Annotated in this window: 12 protein-coding genes; all 12 read left to right on the plus strand. The window is 63.7% G+C overall.

The genetic code is table 11. The features are described 5' to 3' along the window. Window positions 1-4 precede the first annotated feature (4 nt). The 12 genes from nuoF (at window position 5) to EN824_RS04270 (ending at window position 14,463) form a co-directional block, all read left to right on the plus strand. Entirely contained in the window at window positions 5-1,309 is a 1,305-nt protein-coding gene (gene nuoF, locus EN824_RS04215; protein ID WP_015317342.1) for an NADH-quinone oxidoreductase subunit NuoF, read from the plus strand. Window positions 1,310-1,375: 66 nt separating this feature from the next. After that, window positions 1,376-2,071, plus strand: coding sequence for an NADH-ubiquinone dehydrogenase (locus EN824_RS04220; RefSeq protein ID WP_135915671.1), 696 nt, complete (start codon window positions 1,376-1,378; stop codon window positions 2,069-2,071). Between the two features lie 73 nt (window positions 2,072-2,144). Then, on the plus strand, window positions 2,145-4,226 hold the full coding sequence (gene nuoG, locus EN824_RS04225; RefSeq protein WP_135931923.1) for an NADH-quinone oxidoreductase subunit NuoG: 2,082 nt from the start codon (window positions 2,145-2,147) through the stop codon (window positions 4,224-4,226). A 2-nt stretch (window positions 4,227-4,228) separates the two neighbouring features. Beyond that, window positions 4,229-5,272 (plus strand): NADH-quinone oxidoreductase subunit NuoH, encoded by a 1,044-nt coding sequence (gene nuoH, locus EN824_RS04230; protein WP_135866582.1) that lies wholly within the window; start codon window positions 4,229-4,231, stop codon window positions 5,270-5,272. Beyond that, window positions 5,272-5,763, plus strand: coding sequence for an NADH-quinone oxidoreductase subunit NuoI (nuoI, locus tag EN824_RS04235; protein WP_023763316.1), 492 nt, complete (start codon window positions 5,272-5,274; stop codon window positions 5,761-5,763). Before nuoH ends, nuoI begins: the two co-directional genes overlap by 1 nt. 232 nt (window positions 5,764-5,995) lie before the next feature. After that, a complete protein-coding gene (locus EN824_RS04240; protein WP_127276502.1) occupies window positions 5,996-6,616 on the plus strand; it encodes an NADH-quinone oxidoreductase subunit J in 621 nt (206 codons plus the stop codon). Window position 6,617: 1 nt separating this feature from the next. Next, window positions 6,618-6,926, plus strand: coding sequence for an NADH-quinone oxidoreductase subunit NuoK (gene nuoK / locus EN824_RS04245; RefSeq protein WP_127276500.1), 309 nt, complete (start codon window positions 6,618-6,620; stop codon window positions 6,924-6,926). Between the two features lie 10 nt (window positions 6,927-6,936). Next, complete coding sequence (gene nuoL, locus EN824_RS04250) at window positions 6,937-8,910, plus strand: NADH-quinone oxidoreductase subunit L (RefSeq protein ID WP_135919215.1); 1,974 nt, start codon at window positions 6,937-6,939, stop codon at window positions 8,908-8,910. After that, window positions 8,910-10,415, plus strand: a complete 1,506-nt coding sequence (locus EN824_RS04255; RefSeq protein ID WP_127276496.1) for an NADH-quinone oxidoreductase subunit M — start codon at window positions 8,910-8,912, stop codon at window positions 10,413-10,415. The genes nuoL and EN824_RS04255 overlap by 1 nt, the downstream gene beginning before the upstream one ends. Window positions 10,416-10,434: 19 nt before the next feature. Further along, on the plus strand, window positions 10,435-11,871 hold the full coding sequence (gene nuoN, locus EN824_RS04260; protein WP_127276494.1) for an NADH-quinone oxidoreductase subunit NuoN: 1,437 nt from the start codon (window positions 10,435-10,437) through the stop codon (window positions 11,869-11,871). A 4-nt stretch (window positions 11,872-11,875) separates the two neighbouring features. Continuing rightward, a complete protein-coding gene (locus EN824_RS04265; protein WP_135919214.1) occupies window positions 11,876-12,697 on the plus strand; it encodes a biotin--[acetyl-CoA-carboxylase] ligase in 822 nt (273 codons plus the stop codon). Between the two features lie 95 nt (window positions 12,698-12,792). Further along, the gene (locus EN824_RS04270; protein WP_135931924.1) at window positions 12,793-14,463 is read left to right on the plus strand and encodes a ribonuclease J; all 1,671 of its coding nucleotides are present in this window, start codon (window positions 12,793-12,795) and stop codon (window positions 14,461-14,463) included. Window positions 14,464-14,465: the final 2 nt, after the last annotated feature.

Raw genomic sequence — 14,465 nt, forward strand, 5'->3', positions numbered from 1 at the left:
AAAAATGCTTCAGGACAAAGACCGCATCTTCACCAACATCTACGGCCTCTTCGACAAGTCGCTGGCCGGCGCCATGGCGCGCGGCGCCTGGGACAACACGCCCGGCATCGTCGCCAAGGGGCGTGAGTGGATCGTCAACGAGATGAAGGCGTCGGGCCTGCGCGGCCGTGGTGGCGCCGGCTTCCCGACGGGCCTCAAATGGTCGTTCATGCCCAAGCAGAGCGACGGCCGGCCGAGCTATCTCGTCATCAACGCCGACGAATCCGAGCCCGGCACCTGCAAGGACCGCGACATCCTGCGCAACGATCCGCACACGCTGGTCGAGGGCGCGTTTCTGGCCGGCTTCGCCATGGGCGCGATTGCCGCCTATATCTATGTGCGCGGCGAATTCATCCGCGAGCGCGAGGCGCTGCAGCGGGCGATCGAAGAGGCCTACGAGGCCAAGCTGATCGGCAAGAACAACACGTCGGGCTACGATTTCGAAATCTACATGCATCACGGCGCCGGCGCCTATATCTGCGGCGAGGAAACCGCGCTGCTGGAAAGCCTCGAAGGCAAGAAGGGCCAGCCCCGGCTGAAGCCGCCATTCCCGGCCAATGTCGGCCTCTATGGCTGCCCGACCACGGTCAACAATGTCGAATCGATTGCCGTGGCGCCGACCATCCTGCGCCGGGGGGCCGCGTGGTTCTCGTCCTTCGGCCGGCCCAACAATGTCGGCACCAAGCTGTTCTGCGTCTCCGGCCACGTCAACAATCCGTGCACCGTCGAAGAGGCGATGTCGATCCCGTTCCGCGAACTGATCGAGACGCATTGTGGCGGCATCCGCGGCGGCTGGGACAATCTGCTTGCGGTCATTCCGGGCGGCGCCTCGGTGCCGCTGGTGCCGGCCGAGCAGATCATCGACACGCCGATGGATTTCGACGCGCTGCGCGACCTCAAATCCGGCCTCGGCACCGCGGCCGTCATCGTCATGGACAAGTCGACCGATGTCGTGAAGGCGATCGCGCGGCTTTCCTACTTCTACAAGCACGAGAGCTGCGGCCAGTGCACGCCATGCCGCGAGGGCACAGGCTGGATGTGGCGGGTGATGGAGCGGCTGGTGCGCGGCGAGGCGCAGAAGCGCGAGATCGACATGCTGCTCGACGTCACCAAGCAGGTCGAGGGCCACACGATCTGTGCGCTGGGCGATGCCGCGGCCTGGCCGATCCAGGGCCTGATGCGGCATTTCCGTGGCGAGGTGGAGCGGCGCATCGACGAGTTTTCACGCAACGCGCACCGGGCCGAACCGGTGATGGTGGCGGCGGAATAAAAAGAAACTTTTGAATTCGGGAAGAAAACGGGGCGGGGCGGACGAAGAAACGACCAGGAGAACTCTATGGCGCCGTATTCGACACCCTACTCATTGATGCCCAATTTGGAACAGATCGACAAGATGAACCAGGACCTGACCAGGATGATGCCGAAGGAGATGGCCAGCGCCGTCAACCTTTTCGCGCATCCTGTCGCGGGTGCGGTGGCGATGTCGGCGCTTGGCATGGGGCTCGCCAATCATGCCTTCGGCGTCTGGATGGGAGCGCTTTCGGGAGCCGCCGAGGCGTCACATCGGCTCATGCAGCCGTTGATCGAGGATTTCGAGGCACGCGTCGAGCAATTCGAGGGCGCGAATTCGTCGTCCGCCAGGGCGCGGGCGACGGCGAAGACCATGATTGCCGAGGCGCAGTCCTTCGCCCAGGAGGTCACCGATATCGCAGCCAGGGAAGCCGCTGTCATCGTGCCGACCGCGAATGCCGCTCCGGCAGCGGGTGAGGCCTCCGATGTGCTGCTGCCGGAAGATTTCAGGCAGCCCAAGGCCATGGAGAAGCCGGCGAAACCGTCCGACCTCAAGGCGATATCGGGCGTCGGTCCGAAGCTGGAAAAGGTGCTGAACGGCCTGGGTATCTGGACCTACGCCCAGATCGCCGCATGGTCGCCGCAGGAGATCGCCTGGGTCGACGATTATCTCTCGTTCAACGGCCGTATCGGCCGTGACGACTGGACTGCCCAGGCCGCGGCGTTGGCCGCCAAGAAGTAAACGAAATGTCGGGCGCTGCTCCTGCCGCGCCCGGGAAATGAGATTGCGGGAAATCCGCAGGGGTTTGAGACGAATGGCAAAGCTCAAGGTCGACGGGAAAGAAGTCACTGTACCCGACCACTACACGCTGCTGCAGGCGGCGGAAGACGCGGGCGCGGAAGTGCCGCGCTTCTGCTTCCACGAGCGGCTGTCGATCGCCGGCAACTGCCGCATGTGCCTGATCGAGGTGAAGGGTGGGCCGCCCAAGCCGCAGGCCTCCTGCGCCATGGGCGTGCGCGACCTGCGCCCCGGCCCCAACGGCGAGCCGCCGGAAATCTTCACCAACACGCCGATGGTCAAGAAGGCCCGGGAAGGCGTGATGGAATTCCTGCTGATCAACCACCCGCTGGATTGCCCGATCTGCGACCAGGGCGGCGAGTGCGACCTGCAGGACCAGGCGATGGCCTTCGGCGTCGATTCCTCGCGCTATCACGAGAACAAGCGCGCGGTCGAAGACAAGTATATCGGCCCGCTGGTCAAGACGGTGATGAACCGCTGCATCCACTGCACGCGCTGCGTCCGCTTCACCACCGAGGTTGCCGGTATTTCCGAACTCGGCCTGATCGGCCGTGGCGAGGATGCCGAGATCACCACCTATCTCGAACAGGCAATGACCTCGGAGCTGCAGGGCAATGTCATCGATCTCTGCCCGGTCGGCGCGCTGACCTCCAAGCCCTTCGCCTTCCAGGCGCGGCCGTGGGAGCTGACCAAGACCGAATCCATCGACGTCATGGACGCCGTCGGCTCGGCGATCCGCGTCGATAGCCGTGGCCGGGAAGTGATGCGCATCCTGCCGCGCGTCAACGAGGCCGTGAACGAGGAATGGATTTCCGACAAGACCCGCTTCATCTGGGACGGCCTGCGCACGCAGCGCCTCGACCGCCCCTATGTGCGCAAGGACGGCAAGCTGGTTCCGGCGAGCTGGGCCGAAGCGTTCGCATCTATCAAGGACGCGGTGTCGAAGACGACGCCTGAGAAGATCGGCGCGATCGCAGGCGATCTCGCGGCGGTCGAGGAAATCTTTGCGTTGAAGCTCCTGATGGCTTCGCTCGGTTCGAAGAACACCGATTGCCGCCAGGACGGCGCCGCGCTCGATCCGGCGCTCGGACGCGCCAGCTATATCTTCAACCCGACCATCGAAGGCATCGAGCAGGCCGACGCGGTGCTGATCATCGGAGCCAATCCGCGCTTCGAGGCCTCTGTGCTCAATGCCCGCATCCGCAAGCGCTGGCGCCTCGGCAATCTGCCGGTCGGCGTCATCGGCGATGTCGGCGACACGCGCTATGACTACGAACAACTGGGCGCCGGGCCGGACTCGCTCAAGGATCTGGCGGACGGCAACGGCAAGTTCTTCCAGACGCTGAAGAAGGCGACGCATCCCCTGATCATCGTCGGCCAGGGCGCGCTGGCGCGCGCCGACGGTGCGGCCGTGCTCGGCCAGGCGGCCAGGCTCGCCGCTGCCGTGAATGCTGCTCGCGCCGACTGGAACGGCTTTGCCGTGCTGCACAATGCGGCGGCACGCGTCGGCGGCCTCGACCTCGGCTTCGTGCCGGGCGAAGGCGGCAAGAACGTTGCCGGCATGCTGGGCGAGACGGATGTGCTGTTCCTGCTCGGTGCCGACGAGATCGACATGAGCAAGACCGGCGGCGCCTTTGTCGTCTATGTCGGCACGCATGGCGACGCCGGCGCGCACCGCGCCAACGTCATCCTGCCGGGGGCGGCCTATACTGAAAAGTCGGGCACGTACGTCAACACCGAGGGGCGGGTGCAGCAGACAAACCGCGCCGGCTTCGCACCGGGCGATGCGCGCGAGGATTGGGCGATATTGCGGGCGCTGTCCGACGTGCTGGGCAAGAAACTGCCGTTCGACTCGCTGCCGCAACTGCGTGCCAAGCTCTATGGCGAATACCCGCATCTGGCGCGCATCGACCAGGTCGCAGCCGGCAACGCCGAGGATATCGCCAGCGTGGCGAAGCTCGGCGGGCGGCTGAACAAGGGCACCTTCACCTCGCCGGTCAAGGATTTCTATCTGACCAACCCGATCGCGCGGGCATCGGCCGTGATGGCGGAATGCTCGGCACTGGCCAAGAGCGGCTTCAAGCAGGCGGCGGAATAAGCATGGACACCTTCTTCTCCTTCTACGTGCTGCCGGCGCTGCTGATCCTTCTGAAGTCGGTCGTGCTGATCGTCGTGCTGCTGATCTTCGTCGCCTATATCCTCTACGCCGACCGCAAGATCTGGGCGGCCGTGCAGCTTCGCCGGGGCCCGAACGTCGTCGGCCCCTGGGGCACGCTGCAGGCCTTCGCCGACCTGTTGAAGTTTGTCTTCAAGGAACCGGTCATCCCGTCCGGCGCCAACAAGGGCGTCTTCCTGCTGGCGCCGCTGGTCTCGGCCGTGCTGGCGATCTCGGCCTGGGCGGTCATTCCGGTCAGCCAAGGCTGGGCGATCGCCAACGTCAATGTCGGCATCCTGTATGTCTTCGCCATCTCCTCGCTGGAGGTTTATGGCGTGATCATGGGCGGCTGGGCGTCCAACTCGAAATATCCGTTCCTCGGCGCGCTGCGTTCGGCCGCGCAGATGGTATCCTATGAAGTCTCGATCGGCTTCGTCATCGTCACCGTGCTGCTCACCGCCGGCTCGCTCAACCTCAGCGATATCGTGCTGTCGCAGCATGACGGAATTGGCACACGGCTCGGCCTGCCCAACACGTTCCTCGACTGGAACTGGCTGGCCCTGTTCCCGATGTTCATCATCTTCTTCATCTCGGCGCTGGCCGAGACGAACCGGCCACCCTTCGATCTGGTCGAAGCCGAATCGGAACTGGTCGCCGGCCACATGGTCGAATATTCGTCGACGCCGTTCTTGCTGTTCTTCCTCGGCGAGTATGTCGCGATCGTCTTGATGTGCGCGCTGGCCACCATCCTGTTCCTCGGCGGCTGGCTGCCGCCCTTCGACTTCGCGCCCTTCACCTGGGTGCCCGGCGTCATCTGGTTCGTGCTGAAGGTCTGCTTCGTGTTCTTCGGCATTTCGATGGTGAAGGCCTTCGTGCCGCGCTACCGCTACGACCAGCTGATGCGGCTGGGCTGGAAAGTGTTCCTGCCGATCTCGCTGTTCATGGTCGTCGCCACCGCGGCCTTCCTCAAGATCACGGGGTTTGCGTGATGTCCGCTTTGTCCCAGGCCGCAAAATCGCTGCTGCTGCAGGATTTCGTCAGCGCTTTCTTCCTGTCGATGCGCCAGTTCTTCGCGCCGAAGGAGACGATCAACTATCCGCACGAGAAGGGGCCGGTCAGCCCGCGCTTCCGGGGCGAGCACGCGCTGCGCCGCTATCCCAATGGCGAGGAGCGCTGCATCGCCTGTAAATTGTGCGAGGCGATCTGCCCGGCGCAGGCCATCACCATCGAAGCCGGCCCGCGCCGCAATGACGGCACGCGCCGCACGGTGCGTTACGACATCGACATGGTGAAGTGCATCTATTGCGGCTTCTGTCAGGAAGCCTGCCCGGTCGACGCCATCGTCGAGGGGCCGAATTTCGAGTTCGCGACTGAGACGCGCGAGGAACTCTACTACGACAAGGACAGGCTGCTGGCGAATGGCGACCGGTGGGAGCGCGAACTGGCGCGCAACATCTCGCTGGACTCGCCCTATCGCTGAGATTTGACGCATGGACGGGGCGAAGGGCCTCGTCTAGAGGATGATCCCGAAAAGTTGCAGACTTTTCGGACAAGATCATCCTCCGGAAGACAAAAGTGTCGCATGTTTCTTTCGATCGGGTATTTCAACCCGATCGGAACATGCGATAGGACAACGCGGCTTCGGTACGACGAAGCCAGAGACAACGAACAGGGCGAGTGTCCTGTTTGGACAGGAACCCGGGGGATCCCCAATGCTGAGTGGACTAGAGGCGGCCTTTTTCTACCTCTTCGCCTTTGTCGCGGTGGCATCGGCGTTCATGGTCATTTCGTCGCGCAACCCCGTGCATTCGGTGCTGTTCCTGATCCTGACCTTCTTCAACGCCGCCGGCCTGTTCATGCTGACCGGCGCCGAGTTCCTGGCGATGATCCTGCTCGTCGTCTATGTCGGCGCGGTCATGGTGCTGTTCCTGTTCGTCGTCATGATGCTCGACGTCGACTTCGCCGAGATGAAGGAGGGAGCCCTGCAATACGCGCCGATCGGTGCGCTGGTCGGGCTGATCCTGGCGGCGGAGCTGATCGTCGTGCTGGGCGGCTACACATTCGCCCCGAAGCTCGCCGCGACGGTCGCAAAGCCCATCCCGGATCTCGCCGCGCGCTCGAACACGGCAGCGCTCGGCGACATCCTCTATACCGACTACCTCTACTACTTCCAGATTTCGGGCCTCATCCTGCTGGTTGCCATGATCGGCGCCATCGTCCTGACGCTGCGGCACAAGGAAGGGGTCAAGCGGCAGTCGATCGCCGCCCAGGTCGGCCGCACCGCGGCGACCGGCATGGAAATCCGCAAGGTCAAGTCGGGCGAAGGAGTCTGAGATGGTCGTCGGCATCGCACATTATCTGACCGTATCGGCTGTTCTGTTCACGCTCGGCGTGTTCGGCATCTTCCTCAACCGCCGCAACATCATCGTCATCCTGATGTCGGTCGAATTGATCCTGCTCGCGGTCAACATCAACTTCGTCGCCTTCTCGGCGGCGCTCGGCGATCTGGTCGGCCAGGTGTTCGCGCTGTTCGTGCTGACGGTCGCGGCGGCTGAAGCCGCCATCGGACTTGCCATTCTCGTCGTCTTCTTCCGCAACCGTGGCTCGATCGCGGTCGAAGACGTGAACACCATGAAGGGTTGACGGGGCGACTATGTATCAAGCGATCGTCTTCCTTCCACTGCTCGGCTTCCTGATCGTCGGCCTGTTCGGCAACGCGCTCGGTGCCAAGGCATCCGAATACATCACCTCCGGCTTCCTGGTGATCGCGGCCGTGCTGTCATGGGTCGCCTTCTTCAGCGTCGGTTTCGGCCATGGCGAGGTGTTCACCGTGCCGGTGCTGCACTGGATTCAGTCCGGCGGGCTGGACGTCTCCTGGGCGCTGCGGATCGACACGCTGACGGTGGTGATGCTGGTGGTGGTCAACACCGTGTCGGCGCTGGTTCACATCTATTCGATCGGCTACATGCACCACGATCCGAACCGGCCGCGCTTCTTCGCCTATCTGTCGCTGTTCACCTTCGCCATGCTGATGCTGGTGACGGCTGACAACCTCGTGCAGATGTTCTTCGGCTGGGAAGGGGTGGGCCTCGCGTCCTACCTGCTGATCGGCTTCTGGTACAAGAAGCCATCGGCCAATGCTGCGGCAATAAAGGCCTTCGTCGTCAACCGCGTCGGCGATTTCGGTTTCGCGCTCGGCATTTTCGGCCTCTTCGTGCTGTTCGGCTCGGTCAATCTCGGCACCATCTTCGCCAATGCGGCGACGTTCATTCCCGCTGAAGGCGCGCCACAGGGTGCCGCTGTGCTCACCTTCCTCGGCCATGCGCTCGACAAGCAGGCGGCGATGACCGTCGTCTGCCTGCTCTTGTTCATGGGCGCCATGGGCAAGTCGGCGCAGGTGCCGCTGCACACCTGGCTGCCCGACGCCATGGAGGGCCCGACCCCGGTGTCGGCACTCATCCATGCCGCCACCATGGTGACGGCCGGCGTGTTCATGCTGGCGCGGCTGTCGCCACTGTTCGAGCTGTCGCATTCGGCGCTGACGGTGGTGACCTTCATCGGCGCCTTCACCGCATTCTTCGCCGCGACCGTCGGTCTCGTCCAGAACGACATCAAGCGCGTCATTGCCTATTCGACCTGCTCGCAGCTCGGCTACATGTTCGTGGCGCTCGGCGTCGGCGCCTATGGCGCTGCCATCTTCCACCTGTTCACGCATGCCTTCTTCAAGGCGCTGCTGTTCCTTGGCTCGGGCTCGGTCATCCATGCCGTCTCCGACGAGCAGGACATGCGCAAGATGGGCGGCTTGAGGAAGCTGATCCCGACCACCTACTGGATGATGGTGATCGGCACACTGGCGCTGACCGGCGTCGGCATTCCCGTGACCGTGATCGGCACCGCCGGCTTCTTCTCCAAGGACGCCATCATCGAGACGGCCTTTGCCGGCCATAATTCGGCTGCGGGCCTGGCCTTCGTGCTGTTGGTGATCGCCGCCGGCTTCACCTCCTTCTATTCCTGGCGGCTGATCTTCATGACCTTCCATGGCGAGCCGCGGGCGAGCCACGATGTGATGCATCACGTCCATGAATCGCCGCCGGTGATGCTGGTGCCGCTGTTCATCCTGGCGGCCGGCGCTTTGTTTGCAGGCATCATCTTCCACGGCGCCTTCATCGGCGAGGGCTATGCCGAATTCTGGAAGGCGTCACTGTTCACCCTGGCGGACAACCATATCCTGCACGAAATCCACGAATTGCCGCTGTGGGTCGAGCTGTCGCCCTTCATCGCCATGCTGATCGGCCTGGCATTGGCCTGGAAGTTCTACATCCGCTCGCCGGAAATGCCGGTCGATCTCGCCGCGCGGCATCGCGGGCTCTACGCCTTCCTGCTCAACAAGTGGTACTTCGACGAACTCTACGACTTCCTGTTCGTGCGGCCGGCCAAGCGCCTCGGTTCCTTCCTGTGGAAGACCGGCGACGGGACCATCATCGATGGCCTGGGGCCTGACGGCGTTTCGGCGCGCGTCGTCGATGTCACCAACCGCGTCGTCAAGCTGCAGACCGGCTACCTCTACCACTATGCCTTCGCCATGCTGATCGGCGTTGCCGCACTCGTCACCTGGATGATGCTCTGATGACCGCCTGGCCAATCCTCTCGCTGGTCACCTTCCTGCCGTTGGTTGGTGTGCTGCTGATCCTGTTCATCAATGATGACAGTGAAAACGCACGCCGCAACATCCGCGCCATCGCGCTGTTGACCACGACATTCACGTTCATCATCTCGCTGTTTATCTGGACCGGCTTCGACAATTCGCAGGCCGGCTTCCAGTTCGTTGAGAAGGTGGCCTGGCTCGACTCCGGCATTTCCTACCATATGGGCGTCGACGGCATTTCCATGCTGTTCGTCATCCTGACGACCTTCCTGATGCCGCTTTGCATCCTGGCGTCGTGGGAAGCGATCGAGAAGCGCGTCAAGGCGTACATGATTGCCTTCCTGCTGCTGGAAACGCTGATGATCGGCGTGTTCTGCGCGCTGGACATCGTGCTGTTCTACGTCTTCTTCGAGGCCGGCCTGATCCCGATGTTCATCATCATCGGTGTGTGGGGCGGCAAGCGGCGCGTCTACGCCTCGTTCAAGTTCTTCCTCTATACGCTGGCCGGCTCGGTGCTGATGCTGCTCGCCATCATGGCGATGTTCTACCAGTCCGGCACGACCGACATTCCGACGCTCCTGACGCACAGCTTCCCGGCCAACATGCAGACCTGGCTATGGCTCGCCTTCTTCGCCTCCTTCGCGGTGAAGATGCCGATGTGGCCGGTGCACACCTGGCTGCCCGACGCACACGTCGAGGCGCCGACGGCCGGTTCGGTCATCCTGGCGGCCATTCTCTTGAAAATGGGCGGGTACGGCTTCCTGCGCTTCTCCTTGCCGATGTTCCCGCTGGCGTCCGAAATGTTCGCGCCGCTGGTGTTCACGCTGTCGGTCGTCGCCATCATCTACACCTCGCTGGTGGCGCTGATGCAGGAGGACATGAAGAAGCTGATCGCCTATTCGTCGGTCGCCCATATGGGCTTCGTCACCATGGGCATCTTCGCCATGAACCAGGAAGGCGTGCAGGGCGCGATCTTCCAGATGCTCAGCCACGGCCTGGTCTCGGGCGCGCTGTTCCTCTGCGTCGGCGTCATCTATGACCGCATGCACACGCGTGAGATCGCCGCCTATGGCGGCCTCGTCAACAACATGCCGAAATACGCCACCGTGTTCATGGTCTTCACCATGGCCAATGTCGGCTTGCCGGGCACGTCAGGCTTCGTCGGCGAGTTCCTGACCATGCTCGGCGTGTTCCGCGTCAACACCTGGGTGGCGTTCTTCGCCGCCACCGGCGTCATCCTGTCGGCCGCCTATGCGCTCTGGCTCTATCGCCGGGTGATTTTCGGCGCGCTGACCAAGGACAGCCTGAAGGGGCTGCTCGACCTGTCGACCCGCGAGAAGGCGATCATCTATCCGCTGGTCGTGCTGGTCATCTTCTTCGGCGTCTATCCCGCACCCGTCTTCGACGCGACGGCCCAGTCGGTCAAGTCGCTCGTCACCAATGTCACCGCATCCATCGGCGCCGCGCAGACCGCGGCGGCGAACTGACCCAGGGGTTTTGCGAACCATGACGCCGGACCTTCTCTCCAGCCTGTCGCTCTCGACGCCCGAGCTGATCCTTGCCATCGGCGCGCTCGCGCTGCTGATGGTCGGGGCCTATTCGCGTTCCAAAACCGCAAGTACGGTGACCGGCCTTGCCGTGGCCGTGCTGGTGATCGCGGGCGCCTGGCTGATCTTCCACGCAGGGCAGGGCAGCGCCTATGGCCACGCCTTCATCCAGGACTCCTTCGCCCGCTTCATGAAGGTGCTGGCCCTGGTCGGCTCGGCGGTGACGCTCATCATGTCGATGCGCTTTGCCAAGGCGGAGCGTTTCGACAAGTTCGAATATCCGGTGCTGATCCTGCTTTGCACGCTCGGCATGATGCTGATGATCTCGGCCAACGGCATGATCGGGCTCTATCTCGGCCTCGAACTGCAGTCGCTGGCGATCTATGTGCTGGCGGCGATCAACCGCGACAATCTGCGTTCGACCGAAGCCGGCCTGAAATATTTCGTCCTCGGCGCGCTGTCATCGGGCATGCTGCTCTACGGCATCAGCCTGGTCTACGGTTACACCGGCAACACCGGCTTCCAGGAGATCGCGACCGCGCTGGGCAGCGGAGAACGCCAGCTTGGCCTCGTCTTCGGCCTCGTCTTCGTGCTGGCCGGACTTGCCTTCAAGATATCGGCGGTGCCGTTCCACATGTGGACGCCGGACGTCTATGAGGGCGCCCCGACCCCGGTGACGGCCTTCCTGGCGGCGGCGCCCAAGATGGCGGCGATGGCGCTGATCGTGCGCGTCACCATGGGCGCGTTCAAGCCGATCGCTTCCGACTGGCAGCAGATCATCGTCTTTATCTCGATCGCCTCGATGGCGCTTGGCGCCTTCGCCGCCATTGGCCAGACCAACATCAAGCGGCTGATGGCCTATTCCTCGATCGGCCATATGGGCTACGCGCTGGTCGGCCTTGCCGCCAACAGCCAGGCCGGCGTGCGCGGCGTCGCCATCTATATGCTGATCTACCTGGTGATGACGCTCGGCACCTTTGCCTTCATCCTCGCCATGAGGCGCAAGGAAGGCAATGTCGAACAGATCAGCGATCTCGCCGGCCTGTCGTCGACCAACCCGGTCATGGCGACGATCCTGACCATCCTGATGTTCTCGCTGGCCGGCATCCCGCCGCTCGCCGGCTTCTGGGGAAAATGGTACGTCTTCCTCGCCGCCATCAACGCCAATCTCTATGCGCTGGCGATCATCGGCGTGCTGGCCTCGGTGGTGGGCGCCTACTATTATCTGCGCATCATCAAGATCATGTGGTTCGACGAGCCGGTCGGCGGCTTCGTGCCGATGGCCAGCGAATTGCGTGTCGTGCTCGGCGTCAGTGGCGCCTTCGTGCTGTTCTATGTGCTGATCGGCGGGCCGATCGGCACCTATGCCGAAGCCGCCGCCAAGACATTTTTCTGACGGGATGGCATTTCGGCTGGCTCCAACCTCGGCGTCGGAAGGGTTCCGGCTCGAGGCGCATGACAGTGTCGGCTCCACCAACGCGCTGGCGCTGGACCATGCCCGCGCCGGCGACCCGGGCAAGCTCTGGGTCGTTTCCAAGAAACAGGAAAGCGGGCGCGGCCGGCGTGGCCGTGCCTGGGCAACGCCGGAAGGCAATCTGGCGGCGACGCTGCTCGTCATCACCGGCGGTGAACTGCGCCTTGCCGCGACGCTCGGTTTCGTCGCCGGGCTGGCACTGGCCGACGCGCTCGACGCGGCGGTCCCGAAGGGCCGCATTTCGGTAGGCCTAGACGGTGCGAGCCAGGGACAGAACCGCTTCGAGCTGAAATGGCCGAACGATGTGCTGGCGTCCGGAGCCAAGCTGGCCGGCATCCTGCTGGAGTCGGCGATGCTCGACGGCGGCCGCTTCGCGGTGGCGGTCGGCATCGGCGTCAATGTGGTGGCGCACCCGCAGGACTTGCCCTATCCCGCGACATCGCTTCATGCATTGGGCGCTGCCTGCGATGCGGAAACGCTGTTTCTGGCACTGTCGGATGCCTGGAGCGAGAATGCCCGCCTTTGGGACGAAGGACGAGGCCTTGCCGCGATCAGAAAGCGTTGGCTGGCCCGCGCCGCGGGCCTTGGCGGCGAGGTTGCTGTCAGAATTGACGGTAATGTGGTGCGTGGCGTGTTCGAGACCATTGACGAGGACTGCCGTTTCGTGATCCGCGACGATGACGGGGCTGTTCTGACGGTCGCCGCCGGCGATGTTCATTTCGGTGCGGTCGCGTCCGCGCGGGTTTAGTTTTGTTTTTTGGGCAATTCGGGACTGAAAACCGTTAGACACCTTTGCCGGAATTGCTTTAACGGCTTGGCCTGAGGGCCAGGAAGGGAAAAATCATGGCGAAAGCGGACAACGCCGAACTCGTCTTCGTGCCGCTCGGCGGTGTCGGCGAGATCGGCATGAACTTCGCCCTCTACGGCTACGGCCCGCCGAGCGCGCGCGAGTGGATCGTCATCGATGTCGGCGTCACCTTTCCCGACGCCGCGCATCCGGGCGTCGACCTGATTCTGCCCGACACGCGCTTCATCGAGGAGAACCTCGCCAATCTGCGCGGCATCATCATCACCCACGCGCATGAGGACCATTACGGCGCGCTGCTCGACACCTGGCCGAGGCTGAAGGCGCCGGTCTGGATGACGCCGTTCAGCGCCGGCCTGCTGGAAGCCAAGTGGCAGGGCGAGCAGGGCGCGCCGAAAATCCCGCTGACGATCTACCGCGCGGGCGAAAAGTTCACCGTCGGTCCCTTCGAGATCGAAGCCATTCCGGTGGCGCACTCGATTCCCGAACCCATGTCGCTGGCGATCACGTCGCCTGCCGGCACCGTCATCCATACCGGCGACTGGAAGATCGATCCGGAACCGACGATCGGACCCAAGACCGACGAGGCGCGGTTCCGCGCCTATGGCGACAAGGGCGTGCTGGCGCTGATCTGCGATTCGACCAATGCGCTGCGTGAAGGCGAGTCGCCTTCGGAAGTGGCCGTGGGCGAGGGCCTGAAAGGCGTCATCCAGGCCGCCAAGGGCCGCGTGGCCGTCACCACCTTCTCCTCCAATGTCGGGCGCATCGTCTCGATTGCCAGGGCTGCGCGCGATGCCGGCCGCCAGTGCCTGGTGCTCGGCCGCTCGCTGAAGCGCGTCATCGATGTGGCTGACGAGCTTGGCTATATGGACGGGCTGCCGGAGTTCATCGCCGAGGAGGATTTCGGCTTCATCCCGCGCGAGAACCTGGTCATCATCTGCACCGGCAGCCAGGGCGAGCCGCTGGCGGCGCTGGCGAAACTGTCGCGCGACGAGATGAAATCGGTGTCGCTGACGGCGGGCGACACGGTGGTGTTTTCCTCGCGCACCATTCCCGGCAACGAGAAGGCGATCCTCGAAATCAAGAACCGCCTGATCGATCTCGGCATCAAGATCATCGAGGACGGCGACGCACTGGTACACGTCTCCGGCCACCCGCGGCGCAGCGAACTGCGCAAGATGTACGAATGGGTGCGCCCGCAGATCGGCGTTCCCGTGCATGGCGAGGCCGCGCATCTGGTGGCGCAGGGCTCGCTGATGTCGACCTCTGGCATCGGCCAGGTGGCGCAGGTGCGCGACGGCGACATGCTGCGGCTCGCGCCAGGACCCGCCACCATCATCGACCAGGTGCCGTTCGGCCGCGTCTACAAGGACGGCAATCTGATCGGCACCGATCAGGCGATGGGTATTCGCGACCGGCGCAAGCTGTCCTTTGCCGGTCATGTCGCGGTCAATGTCGTGCTCGACGAGAAGTACGAGCTGGCCGGCGATCCCGACCTGGTCGCAATCGGCGTCGCCGAGGCCGATGCCCGTGGCGAGACGCTCGAGGACCTGATGATCGACGCGGCCGTAGGCGCGGTCGATTCGATCCCCCGTCAGCGCCGCAAGGACCTCGACCTCGTGCAGGAGGCGGTGCGGCGCGCGGTGCGCGGCGCGGCCAACGAAGCCTGGGGCAAGAAACCGCTGGTGACGGTTTTCGTCACCCGCTGAAG

The sequence above is a fragment of the Mesorhizobium sp. M8A.F.Ca.ET.181.01.1.1 genome (assembly GCF_004792025.1).
Taxonomy (GTDB): Bacteria; Pseudomonadota; Alphaproteobacteria; order Rhizobiales; family Rhizobiaceae; genus Mesorhizobium.

Coding starts and splice junctions, on each gene's coding strand:
- nuoN (WP_127276494.1), top strand. CDS start 10,435: ATGACGCCGGACCTTCTCTCCAGCCTGTCGCTCTCGACGCCCGAGCTG.
- nuoG (WP_135931923.1), top strand. CDS start 2,145: ATGGCAAAGCTCAAGGTCGACGGGAAAGAAGTCACTGTACCCGACCAC.
- EN824_RS04240 (WP_127276502.1), top strand. CDS start 5,996: ATGCTGAGTGGACTAGAGGCGGCCTTTTTCTACCTCTTCGCCTTTGTC.
- EN824_RS04255 (WP_127276496.1), top strand. CDS start 8,910: ATGACCGCCTGGCCAATCCTCTCGCTGGTCACCTTCCTGCCGTTGGTT.
- nuoF (WP_015317342.1), top strand. CDS start 5: ATGCTTCAGGACAAAGACCGCATCTTCACCAACATCTACGGCCTCTTC.
- nuoI (WP_023763316.1), top strand. CDS start 5,272: ATGTCCGCTTTGTCCCAGGCCGCAAAATCGCTGCTGCTGCAGGATTTC.
- nuoK (WP_127276500.1), top strand. CDS start 6,618: ATGGTCGTCGGCATCGCACATTATCTGACCGTATCGGCTGTTCTGTTC.
- EN824_RS04270 (WP_135931924.1), top strand. CDS start 12,793: ATGGCGAAAGCGGACAACGCCGAACTCGTCTTCGTGCCGCTCGGCGGT.
- nuoH (WP_135866582.1), top strand. CDS start 4,229: ATGGACACCTTCTTCTCCTTCTACGTGCTGCCGGCGCTGCTGATCCTT.
- nuoL (WP_135919215.1), top strand. CDS start 6,937: ATGTATCAAGCGATCGTCTTCCTTCCACTGCTCGGCTTCCTGATCGTC.
- EN824_RS04220 (WP_135915671.1), top strand. CDS start 1,376: ATGGCGCCGTATTCGACACCCTACTCATTGATGCCCAATTTGGAACAG.
- EN824_RS04265 (WP_135919214.1), top strand. CDS start 11,876: ATGGCATTTCGGCTGGCTCCAACCTCGGCGTCGGAAGGGTTCCGGCTC.